The 20,458-nt window shown below is 35.3% G+C and carries 17 protein-coding genes; 14 read left to right on the top strand and 3 right to left on the bottom strand.

What is annotated here, in order from left to right; all coding sequences use genetic code 11:
* The first annotated feature begins 75 nt into the window (after positions 1–75).
* The 13 genes from DN408_RS19100 (at position 76) to DN408_RS19040 (ending at position 16,605) form a co-directional block, all read left to right on the top strand.
* Positions 76–1,908 carry a GAF domain-containing sensor histidine kinase gene (locus DN408_RS19100; protein ID WP_002125196.1) on the top strand — a complete coding sequence of 611 codons (1,833 nt, stop codon included), beginning with the start codon at positions 76–78 and terminating at the stop codon, positions 1,906–1,908.
* A gap of 1 nt (position 1,909) precedes the next feature.
* Positions 1,910–2,551 carry a response regulator gene (locus DN408_RS19095; RefSeq protein WP_147740293.1) on the top strand — a complete coding sequence of 214 codons (642 nt, stop codon included), beginning with the start codon at positions 1,910–1,912 and terminating at the stop codon, positions 2,549–2,551.
* Between the two features lie 370 nt (positions 2,552–2,921).
* Complete coding sequence (locus DN408_RS19090; protein WP_147740292.1) at positions 2,922–7,163, top strand: S8 family serine peptidase; 4,242 nt, start codon at positions 2,922–2,924, stop codon at positions 7,161–7,163.
* A 258-nt stretch (positions 7,164–7,421) separates the two neighbouring features.
* Positions 7,422–8,021 (top strand): TasA family protein, encoded by a 600-nt coding sequence (locus DN408_RS19085; protein ID WP_000023369.1) that lies wholly within the window; start codon positions 7,422–7,424, stop codon positions 8,019–8,021.
* A gap of 200 nt (positions 8,022–8,221) precedes the next feature.
* Complete coding sequence (locus DN408_RS19080) at positions 8,222–8,908, top strand: CPBP family intramembrane glutamic endopeptidase (RefSeq protein WP_002125203.1); 687 nt, start codon at positions 8,222–8,224, stop codon at positions 8,906–8,908.
* Between the two features lie 23 nt (positions 8,909–8,931).
* Complete coding sequence (locus DN408_RS19075; protein ID WP_078178024.1) at positions 8,932–9,903, top strand: phosphotransferase enzyme family protein; 972 nt, start codon at positions 8,932–8,934, stop codon at positions 9,901–9,903.
* Between the two features lie 159 nt (positions 9,904–10,062).
* Positions 10,063–11,523: an alanine/glycine:cation symporter family protein gene (locus tag DN408_RS19070; protein WP_002125208.1), complete on the top strand. Its 1,461-nt coding sequence runs from the start codon at positions 10,063–10,065 to the stop codon at positions 11,521–11,523.
* A gap of 10 nt (positions 11,524–11,533) precedes the next feature.
* Complete coding sequence (locus tag DN408_RS19065) at positions 11,534–12,388, top strand: amino acid ABC transporter ATP-binding protein (RefSeq protein WP_307838809.1); 855 nt, start codon at positions 11,534–11,536, stop codon at positions 12,386–12,388.
* 12 nt (positions 12,389–12,400) lie between these two features.
* On the top strand, positions 12,401–13,231 hold the full coding sequence (gene glnH / locus DN408_RS19060; protein WP_002125212.1) for a glutamine ABC transporter substrate-binding protein GlnH: 831 nt from the start codon (positions 12,401–12,403) through the stop codon (positions 13,229–13,231).
* Between the two features lie 87 nt (positions 13,232–13,318).
* Positions 13,319–13,975, top strand: a complete 657-nt coding sequence (locus tag DN408_RS19055; RefSeq protein WP_002090963.1) for an amino acid ABC transporter permease — start codon at positions 13,319–13,321, stop codon at positions 13,973–13,975.
* The gene (locus DN408_RS19050) at positions 13,976–14,620 is read left to right on the top strand and encodes an amino acid ABC transporter permease (protein ID WP_078178023.1); all 645 of its coding nucleotides are present in this window, start codon (positions 13,976–13,978) and stop codon (positions 14,618–14,620) included. It abuts the gene before it with no gap.
* A 205-nt stretch (positions 14,621–14,825) separates the two neighbouring features.
* On the top strand, positions 14,826–16,253 hold the full coding sequence (locus tag DN408_RS19045; protein ID WP_050000772.1) for an amino acid permease: 1,428 nt from the start codon (positions 14,826–14,828) through the stop codon (positions 16,251–16,253).
* Positions 16,228–16,605, top strand: a complete 378-nt coding sequence (locus DN408_RS19040; RefSeq protein WP_050000773.1) for an OsmC family protein — start codon at positions 16,228–16,230, stop codon at positions 16,603–16,605. The genes DN408_RS19045 and DN408_RS19040 overlap by 26 nt, the downstream gene beginning before the upstream one ends.
* 58 nt (positions 16,606–16,663) lie before the next feature.
* Here DN408_RS19040 and DN408_RS19035 read toward each other — a convergent pair whose 3' ends face one another.
* Positions 16,664–17,605 (bottom strand): helix-turn-helix transcriptional regulator, encoded by a 942-nt coding sequence (locus DN408_RS19035; RefSeq protein ID WP_002125222.1) that lies wholly within the window; start codon positions 17,603–17,605, stop codon positions 16,664–16,666.
* 107 nt (positions 17,606–17,712) lie between these two features.
* On the opposite strand from DN408_RS19035, the gene DN408_RS19030 reads away from it, so the two are divergent.
* On the top strand, positions 17,713–18,237 hold the full coding sequence (locus DN408_RS19030; RefSeq protein ID WP_002125224.1) for a dihydrofolate reductase family protein: 525 nt from the start codon (positions 17,713–17,715) through the stop codon (positions 18,235–18,237).
* A 38-nt stretch (positions 18,238–18,275) separates the two neighbouring features.
* Here the strand turns inward: DN408_RS19030 and DN408_RS19025 are convergent, their stop codons facing one another.
* Together DN408_RS19025 and DN408_RS19020 are read right to left on the bottom strand one after the other, a co-directional pair.
* On the bottom strand, positions 18,276–19,646 hold the full coding sequence (locus DN408_RS19025) for a sensor histidine kinase (RefSeq protein ID WP_050000774.1): 1,371 nt from the start codon (positions 19,644–19,646) through the stop codon (positions 18,276–18,278).
* An 11-nt stretch (positions 19,647–19,657) separates the two neighbouring features.
* Positions 19,658–20,335 carry a response regulator transcription factor gene (locus DN408_RS19020; RefSeq protein WP_002125228.1) on the bottom strand — a complete coding sequence of 226 codons (678 nt, stop codon included), beginning with the start codon at positions 20,333–20,335 and terminating at the stop codon, positions 19,658–19,660.
* Positions 20,336–20,458 lie beyond the last annotated feature (123 nt).

Here is a 20,458-nt window from a genome sequence, read left to right as displayed (position 1 = left end):
TTTCCATTTTGCCAGTGCCGGTTTTTTGTTGGATAATAGAGAAAATGAAGTTTTATAAAGAAAGAAGGGGTTGTTTTGAAGGATGTAAATTCTATCTTTATGAGAGAAAAGATTGCTAGTTCTTATCTTTATTTTATTTCTTTTCTTGGCTTGATTACTATAACCATATCTTTACTTGATATTAAAATCCCTTCTTATCCAACGATATTAATATTGTTATTAATATTTATGGGGATTGCAGAGTATTTTCCTGTACGATTTTGGAGAGGAACTAGCTCGCTTACCTTTCCGATAATTTACGCTATGAGTTGGCAGTTTGGAATCCATATGACTATTATTGCTATTGTACTCGTAACGCTAATTATTCACCTGCATCGTCGTTCACCGATACAAAGAATGTTATTTAATAGTACTCAGCATGCGCTTAGTTTGATCTTGGCCGAATGGTTTTCAAATAAATGTATGTCTTTATTAATTAACAAGATAGATATGTCAGTTCTATATGAAAATTTAATATCTTTGTTGTTATTTTGCGTGTTTTTTGGCTTCTTCAACAACCGCTTTTACGATTTGTTAATGATAATTCTTCCGCAGCCATATTCAATCTATCAGTGGTATAAAAAAACTGTAACGGTATTTCTTTGCGAAACTTTTGGTTTCTCTTATGCGGCCCTGATGCATGTATTAATTAGTACATATAGTGTGGAAATAAACGAGATTACAGTACTGTTTTTCTTTTTTCCACTTGTAGCAATTTCAGTTATTAGTTCTTTTTCTGTACGGATAAGGATGGAGAAGGAACGATTATATGAGCTGTTTCTTATTACGACAGAAATTAGTCGTGGACTAACCGGAGGAAACTTGAAACATATTAAACAAGCGCTTAAAGGCTTTTTTGGCATACAAGCATATGTAATATGGACAAAAGATGATGGGAACTGGAATCTTCTATTGAAAGATGGGAAAGTTCGTCTGGATATTTCTGATCATTCAGAAATATCCAAGGCGTTTGAGGGAATCTCTAAAAATCTTGTGTTTCATGATTGGAAAACTGGTACGGCTCCTGGAGATGAAATATTTGATAGCGTCATACGCTCGCTTGTATATTTTCCTCTTATTGTAAATGATGAACTAGTCGGAATGTTTGTTGCAGGGAAAAGTAGAACTGCGGGTTTTTTTCCGGAAGATGTACAGTCGTTAGCTACGTTTTCTAACCAATTAGCTAACGTAGTTAAAACAAGAATATTGATTTCTGAACAGGAAAAAAGAATGATTTTAGAAGAAAGAAATAGAATCGCACGCGAAATTCACGATGGTATTGCACAAACATTGGCCGGGGTGATATACCAACTAGAATCCGCGCAGAAAAAATACCGTGATAAACCAATAGATATGCAGCAAATAGTAGAGAAAAGTATAAAAGATTTAAGAGGAAGCCTAGGAGAAGTTCGTTATTCTATTTATGCTTTAAAACCATATCCGACACAACAATTAGGGCTTAAGCAGGCGATAGCAAGTAAAATAAAATCTTTAAAACAAGAATATGAACTAGATATTACATATCATGAAAGAGGTCATGCACGTGCACTCAGCTTTTCAAAAGAAAGAGTTATTTTTGATACATTACAAGAGAGTTTGCAAAACATTGTAAAACATGCACAAGCAGAAAAGACTGATGTTTTACTTAGCTATCAAAGTGAGCACGTGCTTTTAAGGGTTAAGGATAATGGAGTCGGCTTTTCACTATTTGAGTCTATGGTTAAAACGAAGAATGAGCCACATTATGGTATATTACATATGAATGAACAAGCTGAACAATTAGGGGCTACTTTACAGATTGATAGTTCTGTAGGGAAAGGGACAGAAATTACACTATTAATTCCAGATTCACAAACAAGGGGTGCGTAAAATGATTAAAATATTAGTAGTGGATGATCATGCTTTTTTACGAGACGCAATTCGGAGCATACTAGAGGATGAATCTGATATGAAAGTGGTTGGAGAAGCTAGCTCTGGGGACGGAGTATTGGGAAAAGTAGAAGAATGCAGACCAGATTGTATTTTGATGGATATTAATCTTCCAGGGAAAAATGGGATTGAAGCCACAGTGTTAGTAAAAAAAAATTATCCAAATTGCCGAGTGCTTGTGTTTACAATGTATGAACATGATGAGTATTTAATGGATGCACTTCAGGCTGGTGCTGATGGTTATTTATTGAAGGATTCATCATCGGAGCAGGTAATAGCAGCAATTCGAATGTTATATCGAGGCGATTCAGTTATTCATCCGCGTATGACTAAAAAATTAATTACATATCATCAGCAAAAAATGAAATTAGAATCAAATGAAAATGAACTGACGGAACGTGAAAAGGAAATTCTTTTTGAATTAGTAAAAGGACTTAGTAATAAAGAAATTGCTGAAGCTCTATATATTAGTGATAAAACAGTTAAAATTCACATCAATAAAATTTTTAAAAAACTAAATGTAAAAAGTCGATCGCAAGCGGTGATTTATGCTGTTCGAAATCAATTGGTTCCGTTGGATTAAATAAGAGATGTTTAAAAGAACTATCGTGTTTCTTTATTCTATATTACAAAGAATAAAGGGCAAGGTAGTTCTTTTGTACTATTTGGGCATAGAATCATTAGAAAAAAATTACTCCTTTTGTTCAATATTCAGAAAAATCAAAATGTGAAATAATAAAAATAGAATTATTGCTTAACGCTACTAATAATTCATGTTGTAAATCGTTGTAGTTGGAAACAATTTATGGGGGCTTTTATAGAAAGAAGATTAGTAGTGTTGGAGATTCTCGATTGTTTTAAATAGATTCAAGGTTGATAGAATTGCCAATGCTAAATAGGAGATCAGAGGATTTATTTTAGAAAAAATAATTTTAATAATAAGGAGATGCGCTATGAAGAAGGGGAAATTCGGAAAAATACTTATCGGAACGCTAACTGTTGGTATGTTAATGTCTCAAGGAATTCCATATAACGTATTGGCCGAAGAGGTAAATACAACTACTTTAACTGGGATTGATGATGCAAATGCTATATTGAAAGGTCTTACAAAGGAACAACGTAATGCCTTAAAAACGTTAAATACAAAACCAGGTTTTGTTATTTCACCAGGCATCAATACAGCAAGTCCTGATAATGTGAATGTGATTGTAGAGTTTAAGCAAGCACCTAGCAAAATCGAGATGTTAAAACAAGCAGCTAAGGGGAAAAAAATAGCCCTTTCAACTGCGGAACAAAAGGTAGAAGCATCTCATAAAGAATTTAAATCAGAGTTTGAGCAGCTTCAAAAGAATAAAGATAAAGGGACGAATTTTAAATCTGCCAAAATAACAAGAGAATATAAGAATGCTTTTAATGGTGTAGCGATTTCGTTACCTGCGAATATGATTGAAGACTTAGTTCGCACTGGTATTGTTAAGCGCGTATGGGAAGATAGTGAGGTCAAAATTGATTTACCGAAAGAAACAGCTAAGACGGCTGCCGAACCCAAAATGGCAGATAGTGTACCACAAATTGGTGTGGACAAGCTGCATGATGAAAAAATAACAGGAAAAGGAATTAAGGTAGGTGTACTGGACACAGGTATTGATTATAACCACCCTGATTTAAAAGATGCTTATAAAGGATATCGTGCAAAGCAAGGTGAAGATGCAAGCAAAATAGATCCGAACTCAATAAAAGGATGGGATTTTGTTAATAATGATGCTGATCCAATGGAGACAACGTATAAGGATTGGCAAAATTCTGGAGGATATCCTGAAATTTATGATGGAAGTGCATACTATACATCCCACGGTACTCATGTAGCTGGGACAATTGCTGCAGACAAAAAGAATAGTGTGGATTATGCAGTTACGGGAGTCGCTCCGGATGTAGATTTATATTCATATCGTGTATTAGGTCCATATGGAAGTGGACAAACAAGCGGTATTCTTGCTGCGATTGATAAAGCAGTGAAAGACGATATGGACGTTATCAATTTATCATTAGGTGCGTCTATTAATGATCCTTTATATCCTACTTCTATTGCAGTAAACAATGCGATGTTAGCTGGTGTTGTTACAGTAGTAGCGGCAGGTAATAGTGGTCCAGAAGAAGGTACCCTTGGATCACCTAGTGCAGCAGCACTTCCAATTACAGTTGGAGCAAGTGACGCTGCGATGACTATCCCGACATTTTCCGCCGATGCAGCTGATTTACATGTGGATAAAATGATGCTACTTGGAAAAAGCTTTACTGATAAGATTGAAGATTTGAAAGGTCAATCATTATCTGTTGTATATACAGGTCTTGGGAAAATAGATGATTTTAAAGGGAAAGATGTACAAGGAAAGTTAGCGCTCATCCAGCGCGGTGAGATTACATTCGATGAAAAAATTAAAAATGCTAAGGAAGCAGGTGCAAAGGCGGTAATTGTATATAACAATGTAGATGGTGAAATTACAAGTTACCTTGGGGAAAGTACTTCATCTATTCCATCGTTCCGCTTAACAAAGGCAGATGGTGAGAAATTGCAAGCAAAAGCTGTCCAAGGAGATGTCTCTTTAACATTTGGAGAACTGAGTAACACAAAAACAGAAGGAGATCACTTAGCTGATTTCAGCTCTCGCGGTCCTGCAACTAAAACAGATGATATTAAGCCGGATATTGTAGCGCCAGGTGTTTCTATTTTCTCAACTGTTCCTGAATATATTAATGATCCAAAGGATGGAGAAAATTATCCGGTAGCGTATGGACGTATGTCAGGTACATCTATGGCAACTCCTCATACAGCGGGGGTGGCGGCACTCATTTTACAAGAACATCCAAACTATAGTCCGTTTGAAGTAAAAGAAGCGCTTATGAATACTGCAGTTGACTTAAAAGAGGCACGCTCTGTATTTGAGGTAGGATCAGGCCGAATTGATGCGTATCGTGCAGTTCATGCAGATACAGCTATCGAGGTTATCGATAAAACATCAAACGTTGTAAATGATGAAGAAGTAGAAATTGAAGAAAAAACAGGGTCTATTGCATTCGGGTATAAAAACCAATTGGGAAATGGACCTATTAAAGATAGTCGAAAAGTCTTAATTAAGAACAGCAATAAAACAGACGAGAAAGAGTTTAAATTAGAAGTAGAGTTTTCACCAACAAGTGTAGGTGTGCAAGATGCAGCGAAGAATGGTGTGAAGCTGAACGTACAAGATTCTATTAAAGTAGCTCCTAGTACATCAGGGGAAATTAGCCCTGAAATTATCATTCCAGAAAACGCTGAATTTGGTAGATATGAGGGATATATTCATATTTCAAATAAAAAAAATGAAAAAGAAGTATATCAAGTGCCATTTGCAGTTAAATTCACAGAAAAAGGAATTGAATCTGTAGATTTGCTGAGAGATGCAATGGCAACAGATACATCTAACTTCCATCCATTTATGGAAAGGCCGAGTTCACCCCTGACATTTAAATTGAACAGTCCACTTGAAACTATCGATGCAGTGGTGAAGGATCGAAAAACAGGAAAGGCATTAGGAATTGTGGGGACAATTAATGCTAGCAGTCTAACACCAAATATTGAATATATCATGTTCGATGGTATGGGTGGCTATGTATTCCCGTTTACAGGAGATCCAAATCATCCAATTGGAGACAAGCGAGTTACGTTGCCTGATGGAGATTACCAACTTGATTTCATTGGATATGACAAAGAAGGGAAACCTTATACAAAAGGAGATAGCGTAATTATTGATAATATCAAACCTGAAATGAAATTTACCGATGTAAAACCTGGCGTTCATGAGGTAAATGAATCTATGTTCAAAGAAGAAGATGGTCAGCGTGCATTATGGGTACATGGTAACATTTATGATTCTACGATAGATGTATTAAAGGCAAAAGGCCTTCAGTATGACCAAAAAACTAATGAAATTGTATATTACCAAAACTCTGCTTTTCCGTCAGGTTGGTTGAATACAATTCAAGCCAATGGTGATTTTAAATTTGGTGTACTTCCAGAGGAAATCAATGAACCGCTTAATTTAAGGTTATTTGGATATGATCTTGCAACTGCATCAAATATGGCAAATGGATTTAAAGATTATGTCTTTGTTAAAGAGGGAACGGAATACGCTGTCCCAAGCTATGACAAGGATAAATTTAAACTAGGAGAAAAAATTACATTAACTTTAAATCTTAATAATGTGAAACAACTTATGTCAGGTACATTTGAGATTCCTTATAGTAAACAGTTGTTTAAATTTGTAGATGTTAAACCAAATCCAGCACTTGCAGAATATGCAAAACAACATGGATTAAATATTAAATTAGAAGATCCAGTGATAAATGAAGAAGGAAACTGGGAAAACAAGGTGAAAGTTGGTGCATCTTTAGAAGGAACAGAATTTAAAGGTCTAGATGGAGACGCACCATTTGTAGATGTTACATTCGAGATGACGAGTGACGAGTATTTTAATAATTTAACAGCATTTGGAGTAGATAAATTCTCTTATACAAAAACAGGTGCATCAGAAGGCGTTGAGATTCCTGTGTTTAAAGATAAATCCTTTTCTATTATTTCGAAACATGCAATGGTTACAGGATATATTGGACCAGAAGCTTTCTTAACTGAAGAGGGGTATTTAGGTAAGAATGACTACACAAAACTAGGAGCAAAAGTGTATGCAGTTGGTAAGGATGGAAAGAAATATACAGGAACGGTTGATGATAATGGGCAATTTGAAATTCATAGTGTTCCAGTAAGTGATACAGAATATAACATTTTCGTAGAAATGCCAGGTCATTTAAATAGTAAATTAACTACAAAAATAGGGAAAATGCAGGATGGAGAATTAGTGGGACAAAACTTTAGAGCTGATATGGATGACAGCCTTGCAGGTGATGTAAACGGCGATAAAATGGTAGATATTCAAGATGCTAGAATAGCAGCTCTTTCATATGAAAAAGGAAAAGTGGCTGTAAAAGATGGAGATGTCAATCAAGATGGTGTTGTAAATGAAACAGATATTCGTTTTATTGAGAAGAATTTCTTGAAAAAGGGTCCAGATGCCAAAGAAAATCAGAAACCGAAAGAAAATGTAGGGCCAGTGACGTTAGATAAAATCTTACGTTCCATTGGATTAGAGCCAAAAAAATAAGTGGGCAAACTTCTAGAGTAAATAAAGCAATAAGACAATGAATATAAAATTAAATGAGATTGGCTAACAAATAACCGGTAATGATTTACGGTAACATTACCGGTTATTTTAAAAGTAATAGTCGTTTGGGTACATGAAGTAACTAGCTTAAAGTTAGTTCGCTTTCGTTGTGGGACAAGGTAGTTGCTTAATTATTATTGTTTGTGAGCTGGAAATAAGGTTTGTAGTTTAAACTTTAAAAATAGGGGGACTTGTGAAATGAGTATTAAGAAAAAACTTGGTATGGGTGTTGTAACTGCAGCGCTTGGCTTATCTTTAATTAGTGGGGGAACATATGCGTATTTTAGTGATAAGGAAGTATCACAAAACACGTTTGCAGCCGGTACTTTAGATTTGAGTGTTAATCCTGAAGTTGTTATTAATGTCGACAATATTAAACCAGGTGATGAAATGGAGCGTGGTTTTCAATTAGTAAACAAAGGAACCTTAGCAATAGGAGATGTGAAACTTCTGACAGATTACAGTGTAATCGATGCTAAAGGAGATAATGGAAATGCTGATTTTGGTGATCATATCCGTGTTGATTTCTTGTGGAATTTGGATAAAAATGAGGTTCCAATTTGGTCTACTACATTATCTGAATTAAAGGTAGCTACGCAAAACGGAAGTATTCCTGATCTTGTACAAAAAGGTGTTGTAGACCGAGAAGGAAATGGACTTGCTCCTGGTGATGATGATACTTTCTACGTAATGTTCACATTTGTAGATAACGATGAAGAGCAAAATGTATTTCAAGGGGATTCATTGAAGTTAAATTGGACCTTCAACTCAATGCAGACAAAAGGTGAAGAGAAATAAAGATAAATATTATATATGAGAATGAATTGATGAAGAATTGAGGAATAGAATTTTTAATAGTGTAAAGGTTGATTGAGTGAATCAACCTTTTTTTATTTTGTGAGAAAATTATGCTTAGATTATTTGAAAAAAAGTAGCTTGAAAGTTACGTTACGTAATCTTTTATACTAAAGAAAATAGGATATAGGGGGATGGTGTAGATGACTTTAAAATGTATGTGGGGATGGAAAGAAATTTTATATTTATTTGTTTTTGTATTTCTGATTGTACCAGTAATGGTTGAATCTCTTTTTTATGATTATGCTTTAAAAATAATAGGGAACTCATTATATGCTGGAGTATTAATGGGACTTATAATGGCAGTGATATTTACATTTTTAGTTTATCTTTTTTGCATAAAAAGATATAAACTGTCGTGGAAAGATATTGGAATTCGGAAGCTTTCATGGAAAGATTTATTGTGGACATTTGTAGCGGTTATTTCTTTGATTGTAGTGAGTGTTGGAGTATTAATGATAATGGAGAAACTGGGGATTTCTTTCGAAAATAGTAAAACGGAGACGATCCAAAATGATAAATCAATATATGCGTTCTGTATCGCGGTAATTGGAGCAGCAGTTATATCACCAATCTATGAAGAAATTTTATATCGAGGTGTTTTTTATACGTTTTTTCGTGATAGATATGGCATATGGGGCGGTGTGCTTATAAGTTCAATAATATTTACCGTTGTTCATATTCCAACATATAACACATTACCGGTGAATTTTTTAAGCGGTGTAGTATTCGCGTGGTTATATGAAAAAACAAATTCTATTTTATCGGCTATGATTGCACACGCACTATTTAATTTCATAGCAGTACTTCTTACATTTATGTCGAATTAAGAAGATATATAGGAGGGATACAAATGGAAATAGCGGTAGAACGTGTTTTTACGAATGAAATTTTAGCAAGAGCAGCAAAGGCATATCATGTAACGGTGGAAGAAAAGCCACTTGGTGATTTTGAAAATTATATTTTTAAGGCGAAGGATAAAAATAATGAAGATTACGTATTACGCTTAACCCATTCTTCTCATCGGTCTAAAAAAGAGGTAGAGGCCGAACTAGATTTTTTACGGTATGTTGCAGAGCATGGGGCAAAAGTGGCGGGACCTCGTAATTCAATATCTCAAAACCTTGTAGAAGAAATTGGAGCGGAAGATGGCACTTTCTTTTTCACGTCTTTATTTACATATGCACAAGGTGAGCAAGTAAAAGGAGAAGGGTCGCCTTATTGGGGAGATACTTACTTTGAAGCGTGGGGAAAAGCGATTGGACAACTGCACCGCCTTACAATGGATTATCCTAAAACAGACTACCGTGATACGTGGGAAGAGGATGAAAGTAGCATTGTTAATGGATTAGAAGATGAGAAGGTGAAAGGGATTGCTACTGTATTAATGGATGAAATAAAGGCTCTTCCAATCGAAAGAGAAACGTTTGGCCTTATGCATGGCGATATTCATCCAGGTAATTTTCATTATGATGGAAAAGGGCTAACAATCTTTGATTTTGATGACGCTGCCTATAATTACTTCATTCATGATTTGGCAATGGTTCTTTATTACTCTGTTCTTTTTACACCGTGGACATTGGAGAAAAAGACGGAATTTGCTCGTAAACAGTTACAAGTGTTAAGAAAGGGGTACGAATATGAGCACAGGCTGGCGGATAGTTGGTATGAATCGTTACCGTTATTTTTACGGTTACGTGATATAGGCCTATACGGTACGATTCAAAAGAAATTTAAGGGGAAAGATATGCCAGAGGATTTTCAAAAGTTATCAGATGAGTTGTATGAAAGAATTATAAAGCAAGAGGCAATAGTGAATACATAATACAGAGATAAGGGAACAAAGTATATAAAATAAATATATACTTTGTTTTTTTATACAAAAATATGTTTACTTTATTAAAATAATATTGTTATAGATTCGGTATACACTTATAATTTTATATATATTCTGAATATTCTTTATAAAGAAGGAGGGGGAAAGTTGGAAGCTATCGTAAGTTGGATAAATAATATTGTTTGGAGTCCAGCACTTGTCTATTTATGTTTAGGAGTAGGTCTATATTTTTCCATTCGAACAAGGTTTTTACAAGTAAGACATGTAGGAGAAATGGTGAAACTTACATTTCAAGGGGAAAAATCGGATGCGGGTGTTTCTTCATTCCAAGCTTTAGCACTTTCATTATCAGGGCGCGTTGGAACAGGAAATATTGCAGGTGTTGCAACGGCTGTTGCCTTTGGTGGTCCAGGGGCTGTATTTTGGATGTGGGCGGTAGCCTTTCTAGGAGCTGGTTCTGCATATGTAGAATCGACGCTTGCACAAATATATAAGACGAAGCATCAAGGGCAATTCCGCGGTGGTCCTGCTTATTACATTGAAAAAGGACTAGGTGTTAAATGGTATGCTTTAGTATTCGTTGCAGCGACAATTCTTGCGACGGGGATGCTGTTACCGGGTGTTCAGGCGAATAGTATTGCTGTAAGTCTAGAAACAGCTTTTGGTATTAATACTTCTGTATCAGGAGCGGTATTAGTAGCGGCATTAGCACTTATTATATTTGGTGGAGTTAAGCGAATTGTTAACGTAGCGCAAGTTGTAGTACCGTTTATGGCGCTTGGCTATATTTTAGTAGCCTGTGTAATTGTAGCTATGAATATTGAAAAATTACCAGACGCTTTCATGTTAATTTTAAAAAGTGCATTTGCATTAGAAGCGGCTTTTGGCGGGATTATCGGTTTAGCAATTTCTTGGGGTGTAAAACGTGGTATTTATTCAAACGAAGCAGGGCAAGGAACTGGGGCCCATGCAGCAGCAGCAGCTGAAGTATCGCATCCAGCTAAACAAGGGTTAGTACAAGCATTTTCCGTTTACATTGATACATTATTTGTTTGTTCAGCAACAGCATTTATGATGATTATTACAGGCATGTATAACGTATTTGATGCAAGCGGAAAAAACTTTATCGTCAATAAATTAAATGGTGCACAACCAGGTCCTGGTTATACACAGGCTGCGGTAGAATCTGTTTTCCCTGGATTTGGAAACGGTTTCGTGGCAATCTCTCTACTATTCTTCGCATTTACAACAATTATGGCTTATTACTACATCGCAGAAACGAATATCGCTTACTTAAATCGTGATAAAGACCGCCCTTGGATGTCTATCGTACTAAAGTTTGTATTCTTAGGAGTTGTATTCTACGGTTGTGTAAAAACAGCAGCAACAGCGTGGGCTTTAGGAGATATTGGTGTAGGAATTATGGCATGGGTTAACATTATTGCGATTCTATTATTACAAAAGCCGGCATTGATTGCATTAAAGGATTATGAAAAGCAGAAAAAAGAAGGAAAAGATCCAGTATTCGATCCGCAGAAATTAGGAATTAAAAATGCTGATTTCTGGGAGCATGAATACGGGAAAGACAAGAAAGAAGAAGTATCTTAAGAGAATAGAAATGAAGGAGCAAAGGGAAATCCCTTTGCTCTTTTTTATGGACAAAATGAAGATGAAAGTTATTTTTTTGCCTATTTTTGAATATAAAAAGAATGTACATGCTTTGTTTAGGAGAGGGGGGAGTATGGTGATAGAGTTTCGTAATGTAAATAAATATTATGGTAACTTCCAAGTTTTGAAAAATATTAATGTGCAAGTGAAAAAAGGTGAAGTGGTAGTAGTTGTTGGTCCTTCAGGATCAGGAAAAAGTACATTGCTTCGGTGTATAAATCAGTTAGAGGCGATTACTGATGGAGAGTTAATCGTACAAAATACAGATGTACACAATAAAAAAACAGATATGAATGAATTACGTCGAAATATTGGTATGGTCTTCCAGCATTTTTACTTATACCCACATAAAACAGTTCTGCAAAATATTACACTAGCACCAATTAAAGTAAATAAAACTTCAAAAGAAGAAGCAGAAAAAACAGCGATGGTTTATTTAGAGAAAGTAGGAATCCCGGAGAAGGCAGGTGTATATCCTCATCAATTATCCGGAGGTCAACAGCAAAGGGTAGCTATTGCTAGAGGGCTCGCGATGCAACCGAAAATTATGCTATTTGATGAGCCTACGTCCGCTCTTGATCCAGAGATGATCGGAGAGGTGCTTGATGTTATGAAAGCGCTGGCTAAAGAAGGAATGACGATGGTCGTCGTCACACATGAGATGGGATTTGCACGTGAGGTAGCAGATAGAATTTTATTTATGGATGACGGTCAAATTATCGAAGATACAACACCATCACAATTTTTTGCAAATCCTGAACAAGAAAGAGCACGTCTATTTTTAAGCCGGGTATTAAATCATTAAAGGAGGAATTTCATGCTTAAGATGAAAAAGTTGTTTACCCTAATCGTATTCTCATGTTTATTCGTGTTTATTGTTGCTGGGTGCGGGGGGAAAAAAGACGAGGCGAAAGAAACGAATACGAAGCAAGGCGGAGCTGTTGAGCAAATTAAGAAGCGAGGGAAGTTAGTAGTTGGAGTGAAGAATGATACGAATTTATTTGGATTGAAAAACCCTTCAACAGGGCAAGTAGAAGGATTCGATATTGATATCGCGAAGGCACTTGCGAAAAAAATTCTTGGTGATGAAAAGAAACTAGAGTTGAAAGAAGTAACGTCTAAAACACGTATTCCGATGCTGAAAAATGGTGATATTGATGCAATTATTGCGACAATGACAATTACGGAAGAACGCAAAAAAGAAGTAGATTTCTCAGATGTATATTTTAAAGCAGGACAATCGTTACTTGTGAAAAAAGGAAGCAATATTAAGAGCATTGATGATATAAAACAAGGCGTTAAAGTATTAGCTGTAAAAGGATCAACATCTACAAATAACATTCGCCAAAAATCACCAGAAGCAACAGTATTAGAGTTTGAGAATTATAGTGAGGCATTTACAGCGTTAAAAGCAGGTAAAGGCGATGTTTTAACTACAGATAATGCGATTCTTTACGGAATGGCAAAACAAGATTCTAATTATGAAGTTGTAGGGAAAATTTTCACGGATGAACCGTATGGAATTGCAGTACAAAAAGGTGCAGACGATTTAACGAAAGAGATTAATAGTTTATTAAAAGATATGAAAGCGAATGGAGAATACGATAAATTGTATGAAAAATGGATTGGTCAAAAACAAGAGAAGTAAAATGAAACTTTATTTCTCGTGATAAATAGTAAGAGTGAGAGGATGAGAGTACTCATCCTCTTCTTGTAAAGAAAGAGGGGAGAATATGTGCCTGATTTTTCTATATTAACGAATAACATTGATATGTATTTAGAAGGATTTAAATATACGGTTATGTCTAGTGTAGTTGCACTAATAGGAAGTTTTGTTTTAGGAATTGTTATGGCAGTGATGCGAATTTCACCTATTCGTATTTTGAATTGGATTGGCTCTGCCTATGTAGAGTTTGTTAGAAATATTCCACTCGTATTAATTGCATTCATTTTCTATTTTGCTTTGCCTGTAATAGGAATTACTTTCAACGGTTTTGTAGCAGGGACAGTTGCGCTTACAGTTTATACAGCGGCTTTTATTGCGGAAGTAATTCGTGCTGGTATTTTATCAGTCGCGAAAGGTCAAATGGAAGCAGCACGTTCTTCAGGATTAACTTATACGCAAGCGATGTATCATGTCGTCTTACCTCAAGCGATGAAAATCGTCATTCCTCCTCTAGGAAATCAATTTCTCAATTTAGTAAAAAACTCTTCAATACTCGGAATTATTGCTGGAACGGATTTAATGTATCAAGGAGACTTAATTTCAACGAAGACGTTCGTTACGTTTGATGTATATATATTTGTCGGGATGTTTTATTTAGTATTAACAATTCCGCTAAGTATGCTAGTGCGTTATTTAGAAAAACGCTTAGCAAAGGAGGCGGTATAAATGGATTTTAAAGGAGCGATAACAGGTGATCATATCCTCTTTTTATTAAAAGGATTACTCATAACGTTAGAGGTAGCGCTCATAGCAATTGTACTTAGCTTTATTATTGGTAGTGTAATAGGAATATTGCGCTATACGAAAATACCTGTCGTCTCACAAATATTAGGCTTTATCGTGGAAGTCATTCGAAATTTACCGCTACTTTTAATTATATTTTTTACGTATTTTGCACTTCCGGAAGCGGGATTGAAGTTAGAAATTATAACAGCTGCAATTGTTGCTTTAACAATATTTGAAGCGGCAATGATATCTGAAATTGTTCGAAGCGGTCTATTATCTATCGAAAAAGGGCAGATTGAGGCTGCAAGGTCTTCTGGATTAACGTATGTGCAAGCGCTTTGGCATATTATTTTGCCGCAAGCATTAAGAAGAATGGTCCCCCTGCTTGTTAGTCAATTTATTTCATTGTTAAAAGATACGTCATTAGCGGTTGTTATATCATTGCCAGAGCTTATGCATAATGCTCAAATTATTAGCGGGCAGAATGTAAATTATATGATTCCGACATTTATACTAGCAGCCTGTATGTATTTTGTTGTAAACTACGGTTTATCAATTTTATCTAGAAGATTAGAAATACGTTAACTCTTACAAAAAAATGTAAGAGTTTTTTCCTTATAAATCCTTTTTTTCCTCAAATTAGTATTGTGAGCTCTTAATATTTGAATTTTTATATTGTTTTATCAGAAAAGTTTTAATTTTATATAGAAATTGTAATCGCTTTCGTGTATATTTTTATTATCAGAAAATTTTAAAAAGAGATAGGGGTACTTGTAGGGGGAGGATTAAGATGCAGCAAACAACGAATGAGCAATTACATCGTACGATGAAGAGTAGACATTTATTTATGATCGCACTAGGTGGTGTAATCGGAACTGGTTTTTTTCTAGGTTCAGGTTACACCATTAATCAGGCTGGACCAGGGGGAGCCATCCTTTCATATTTAGTGGGCGGATTTATTATGTATTTAACAATGCTTTGTCTTGGAGAGCTAACGGTAGCAATGCCAGTTTCAGGATCTTTCCAAAAGTATGCGACGAAGTTTATTGGACCAGGAACTGGATTTATGATCGGTTGGCTATACTGGATTGGATGGGCAGTAACAGTAGGATTAGAATTAACATCGATCGGTTTAATGATGAAAAGATGGTTTCCGAATGTTGATGTTTGGGTATGGTGTCTCGTATTCGGAGTTATTTTATATGCTTCAAATGCAATATCAGCGAAGAGTTATGCTGAATTAGAGTTTTGGTTCTCTAGTATTAAAGTAGTTACAATTATTGCATTCATTTTACTTGGTGGTAGCGCATTACTAGGATTCTTACCATACGATGGAAAAGAAGCAGCGCCTCTTTTCTCTAACTTTGTAAGTGATGGTGGGCTATTCCCAAATGGACTAGCTGCAGTGCTTCTTACGATGATTACAGTTAACTTTTCCTTCCAAGGAACAGAGTTAATCGGGATTGCAGCAGGAGAGAGTCAGAATCCTGAAAAAACAATTCCACGTGCGATTCGTAATACAGTATGGCGCATTATGTTATTCTTCATTTTAACAATGACAATTTTAGTAGGGTTAATTTCTTGGAAAGAAGCAGGGATAATTGAAAGCCCATTCGTAGTTGTATTTGATAAAATCGGTATTCCATATGCAGCTGATATTATGAACTTCGTTATTATTACAGCTCTTCTATCTGTAGCGAACTCAGGGTTATATGCAGCAACGCGTATACTATGGTCACTTGCAAATGAAGGAATGGCACCAACTTCTTTCAAGAAAGTAAATAAACGTGGTATTCCGATTACAGCGTTAGTCGTAACGATTGCTGTAGCGGCGTTATCTTTATTAACAAGTTTCCTTGCAGAAGATACAGTATATATGTATTTATTATCTATAGCTGGTTTATCGGCTGTTTCAAGTTGGATCATTATTGCTTTATCACAACTTCGCTTTAGAAGTCAGTATTTAAAAGGCGGAGGAAAATTAGACGACTTAAAGTATAGAACACCACTATACCCGCTTGTTCCAATTTTAGCTTTAATTACAAATAGCATCGTTGTTATTAGTTTAGCGTTTATTCCAGAACAACGAATGGCGTTATATTGTGGTATTCCATTTATCATTTTCTGCTACATATATTATTATATAAATAAGAAACGGCAGAAACCGATGAAAGTGGAGATGGAGACACCAAATGAAACTAACAATCAAACACGATGATATACAGGCGGATTTATCGTATGGTCAATTAGCGATTGGAAAAGAAAACGGATATTCACCGTTACAATTACTCGTGTCTTCTATCGCAGGATGTAGTGCAATTGTCTTCCAAACAATTTTAGAAAAGAAACGTATTACATACGATACGTTTACAATTGAAACTGAAATTGGTAGAAGTGAAGCTTTATCAAAACCAGTTGAAAGTGTTCATTTGCACTATAAAATTAAAGCGCAAAACATTACAGAAGAACAATTAGACAAGGCGCTGCAACTTGCAGTGAAAAATTGCACAATTGTTCAATCTGTAAAGGATAGTATAAAAGTTACAGAAACAATTGAATTAGTAAAGTGAAACATAAAAACGTGAGAATAGGGCGCTCACGTTTTTATGTTTTTAAAAGAGGGATTTTTTAGTCTTCATACATATGTAAAACTTCTTTCGCACGTATGCGTAAACCATCTATTAATTCTTTCGGTTCTAAAACTTTTGCATCTTTTCCAAGTCTATAAAATAAAGGCGTAATAAAATGGATTTCTCCTTTATCAATTGTTGAATGTATATGTCCTGTCCCGTCTTCCGTTACTACAACGAACTCTTCAAGGTAAGGAACGCTTTTACATTGACGTACGCCTTCTGTTGTCAGTAAAACATGTAACTGAGTAGGACTGTGTACTACGTTAGAGTTAGAGGCAAACCACTCTTCTAAATTCATGAATGTATCTTCATTTTCTTCCGTTGATAATATAGAAAGAATGCGATCAACACGATAAAGTAATACTTTTTTTCTACTAAATTCATAGGATGGCAAATACCATAAACCATCGTGAGCATATACACCGATAGGATGAACATGTTTTGTTTTAATCCCTGATTTAGATTCGTATTGAAAGTGTAAATTTTTATTTTCAATAGCCGCGGTTAATACTTCGTTTAAAAGAGGTGTATCAATTGTTCTCTTCGGATTCCAAAAAGAGATATAAGATCGTATTTTATCAACTTTCGCTTTCGCATCATGTTGTAGGGAGCTATACAGTTTATGCGTAACGGAATTGATTCCTGTGTTAAAAGGCAAGTCTCTGTAGTAGCTTAAAGACTGAAAAGCAAAAAAGATGGAGACCGCTTCTTCTTCGGTAAATAAAATGGGGGGAAGCATGCTGCTTGTTAATACTTTATATCCTCCGTTACGACCTTGTTCAGCGTAAATGGGTAATCCCATATCACTTAAATCTAAAATATATCTATGGACCGTACGAACGGAAATATTAAATTCATCAGCTATTTCTTGAGCTGTAAATGTTTTTTTCGTAGAAGCAAATATAAGAATGTCTAGTAAACGTTTTGCTTTTGACAAGGATATCACCTTTTTCTTTTTTAACATGACATAAGTTGTCATGTTTTATGGTTAGTATAGTGCTTATAAGATGATTTTATCAATAGAAGCTGTAAGGAGGAAAAGATATGTCACGTGAAATTGTTTTATTTATTGCAGCGAGCTTAGATGGATTTATCGCGAAAGAAGATGATGATTTAGAGTGGTTAATGGAAACAGAAGGTGAGGGAGACAACGGTTATACAGAAATGTACGAAACAATTGATACGATAATTATGGGAAAGAGAACGTACGATTATGTGATAGAGCATACGGAAACATTCCCGTACCTAGATAAAAAATGTTATGTTTTTTCTAATTCAGAAAAAGGTTCAAACGAACATGTAGAGTTTGTAAATGAAGATGTATTAGAGTTTACAAAAAGGTTGAAAGAGCAGGAAGGATCTAAAATATGGATGGTCGGTGGAGGGAGTCTACTGAGAGAGTTCTTTAAGAATAATTTAATTGATGAATATGTTGTTACGATTACACCTCACATATTAGGTTCTGGAGTTCCGTTATTTAAAGAAAAGAATCCAGAAATTAATTTAACTTTAACGGATACGAAACGTTTTGGCCAATTCGTAAATTTATATTATAAAGTAAAGTCCTAAAGGATAAGAAAACACGACTATTGATGATAGTCGTGTTTCTATATAGATGGCAATGAAATTGTAAAGCAAGATCCGTGATCAATTTCACTTGTGACAGTAATATTCCCGCCGTGTAGTTCTACGATTTCTTTTACGATGGAGAGCCCTAAACCAGTGCCTCCTGTAGCTCTAGAGCGCGCTTTATCAACACGGTAAAAGCGATCGAAAATGTGAGGGAGGTCTTCAGGCGGAATACCTTCGCCTTCATCTTCAATTGTAATGGAAATACGTTTATGTTCTTCTGTAACAGAAATATTTATATGAGAATGTTCTTTTGAATGTCTATACGCGTTATTTAAAATGTTAGCCATAACTTGTTCAAAGCGTTGCTCATCTAGCTTTACTAAGAGTGAGGAAGGACATGTGAAAACAACTTTAATTTGTTTTTCTCCGTACATCACATTTATTTTTTCAGTGATGCGAGTAAGGAAGATGTGTAAATGCACTTCCTGTACTTGAATGAAAAAGTTATGCTTTTCCATTTGAGCGAGTGAAAATAAATCTTGGACTAAGCTTGTAATATAATCAGACTCGTCTTTTATAATGGATAAGTATCGTAAACGTTGCTCTGGGGGTGTGTTTTCTTTTGATGCAATGTCAGCATAACCTCTTACGTACGTTAATGGTGTTCGTAATTCGTGAGCAACACTTGCTAGAAATTCACTTCGCTCCGTTTTCATATAATGTAAATCATTTGCGAGAGTTTGGATAGATTGTGCTAGTTCACCAATTTCGTCATTTCGAGTAGTTGTTAATGAAACGGATAAATCGCCCTTACTCATTTTTTCAGTCGCTTGTTTCATGTGTAACAATGGTTTTGTTAACAAACGTGATAATAGAAAAATGGTGATGGCTGTTAATAGGAAAGTAATGACTCCAGCGATAATGAATTGCCGTGTGAGCCCGTTAACCATTTCTTCGATTGATTCCGTCCCGAGAAACATATATACATAGCCTTCCGTTTTTCCTGCCACTACAATTGGGCTAACTGTACATATATAATTAGATGTTTTCCAATGATTCTCTATAATTGCTCCATCATGATCTGTTCGTGTTTGCATTCCTTCAATATGTTTTTTTATAGTAGTATTTATTTCATTGGATTTAGCTAGTATTTCCTTATTTGCATTTGTAATAATAACAGTTGTTTCAGCTTCGGATTCCATTAAAGCAACATGGGAGATTGTTTGCCTGTCAAAATATTTTTCAAGGACATCTCGGTGACTATTTCCACGCTTTAATAAAGCAGTCATTTCTTCATTCACTCTATTGTTTACAAGGCTATAATAGAGCAAGACAAATAGAACACTTTCGATTAAAAGTGTAACAATTAGAAAATAAAATCCGAGTTGAATAGAAATTCGCTTCATCGTTTTGCTCCTTAGTTTTCAATATCAATCCATCGATATCCTACTCCGTAAACAGTTTTTAAATGGTGATCAATGGGGAAATTTACTTTTCGTAATTTATCACGTAAATTACGAATATGTGAATCGACTGTTCTATCTTCTGTATTTGTATTTAATCCCCAAATTCGTTCAATGAGCTGATCACGGCTTAATACGTAGTTCACATGACGTAAAAATAATCCGAGTAAAGAGAATTCGATTGGGGTGAGAAGAAGTTCTTCATTATGGACAGAAATGAAATGCTTGGCCTCATCCCATAAAATGCCGTGATATTGGATTTGTGCATGTTGATTGGTTCGGCGTAAAACAGCTTCAATTCTTGCGAAGAGCTCCTCTTCGTGGAATGGTTTCGTCACGTAATCATCTGCTCCAAGTTTTAACCCTTGAACGACATCTACCGTTTGATCACGAGCAGTTACCATAATGATAGGAACGTTACTAAATGATCGAATTCTTTTGCAAGTTTCCCACCCATCCATCTTTGGCATCATAATATCGAGTAAAATAAATTTGAAGTTTCGATTTTCTAGATGTGAAATAGCTTCTTCTCCGGATACTGCACATACGCAGTTATATCCGATTGGAGTAAGATAAAGCGTTAATAATTCAAGCATTCTCGGTTCATCATCTACGAGTAGTATATCGATCATAGAGTACCTCCGCATTTGTAGTTATTACTTAAATTGTAAGTCAAAATCATGAAGAAATGGTGCAGATTATAATGCATCTGCATAATTTCTTCAGAATTGCTTGTTATTGTAAAGTTGAAATTC

The organism is Bacillus sp. AR13-1, from assembly GCF_008042285.1.
Lineage (GTDB): Bacteria > Bacillota > Bacilli > Bacillales > Bacillaceae_G > Bacillus_A > Bacillus_A mycoides.
Note: the sequence above shows the minus strand (reverse complement) of the source record. Positions and strands in the feature narration are given on the sequence as shown.

Bases quoted from the DNA above. Each gene is read 5' to 3' on its own strand.
- DN408_RS19090 (WP_147740292.1), top strand. From the start codon at position 2,922: ATGAAGAAGGGGAAATTCGGAAAAATACTTATCGGAACGCTAACTGTT.
- DN408_RS19095 (WP_147740293.1), top strand. From the start codon at position 1,910: ATGATTAAAATATTAGTAGTGGATGATCATGCTTTTTTACGAGACGCA.
- DN408_RS19040 (WP_050000773.1), top strand. From the start codon at position 16,228: ATGAAACTAACAATCAAACACGATGATATACAGGCGGATTTATCGTAT.
- DN408_RS19085 (WP_000023369.1), top strand. From the start codon at position 7,422: ATGAGTATTAAGAAAAAACTTGGTATGGGTGTTGTAACTGCAGCGCTT.
- DN408_RS19075 (WP_078178024.1), top strand. From the start codon at position 8,932: ATGGAAATAGCGGTAGAACGTGTTTTTACGAATGAAATTTTAGCAAGA.
- DN408_RS19065 (WP_307838809.1), top strand. From the start codon at position 11,534: ATGAAGGAGCAAAGGGAAATCCCTTTGCTCTTTTTTATGGACAAAATG.
- DN408_RS19020 (WP_002125228.1), bottom strand. From the start codon at position 20,335: ATGATCGATATACTACTCGTAGATGATGAACCGAGAATGCTTGAATTA.
- DN408_RS19080 (WP_002125203.1), top strand. From the start codon at position 8,222: ATGACTTTAAAATGTATGTGGGGATGGAAAGAAATTTTATATTTATTT.
- DN408_RS19025 (WP_050000774.1), bottom strand. From the start codon at position 19,646: ATGAAGCGAATTTCTATTCAACTCGGATTTTATTTTCTAATTGTTACA.
- DN408_RS19050 (WP_078178023.1), top strand. From the start codon at position 13,976: ATGGATTTTAAAGGAGCGATAACAGGTGATCATATCCTCTTTTTATTA.
- glnH (WP_002125212.1), top strand. From the start codon at position 12,401: ATGCTTAAGATGAAAAAGTTGTTTACCCTAATCGTATTCTCATGTTTA.
- DN408_RS19030 (WP_002125224.1), top strand. From the start codon at position 17,713: ATGTCACGTGAAATTGTTTTATTTATTGCAGCGAGCTTAGATGGATTT.
- DN408_RS19045 (WP_050000772.1), top strand. From the start codon at position 14,826: ATGCAGCAAACAACGAATGAGCAATTACATCGTACGATGAAGAGTAGA.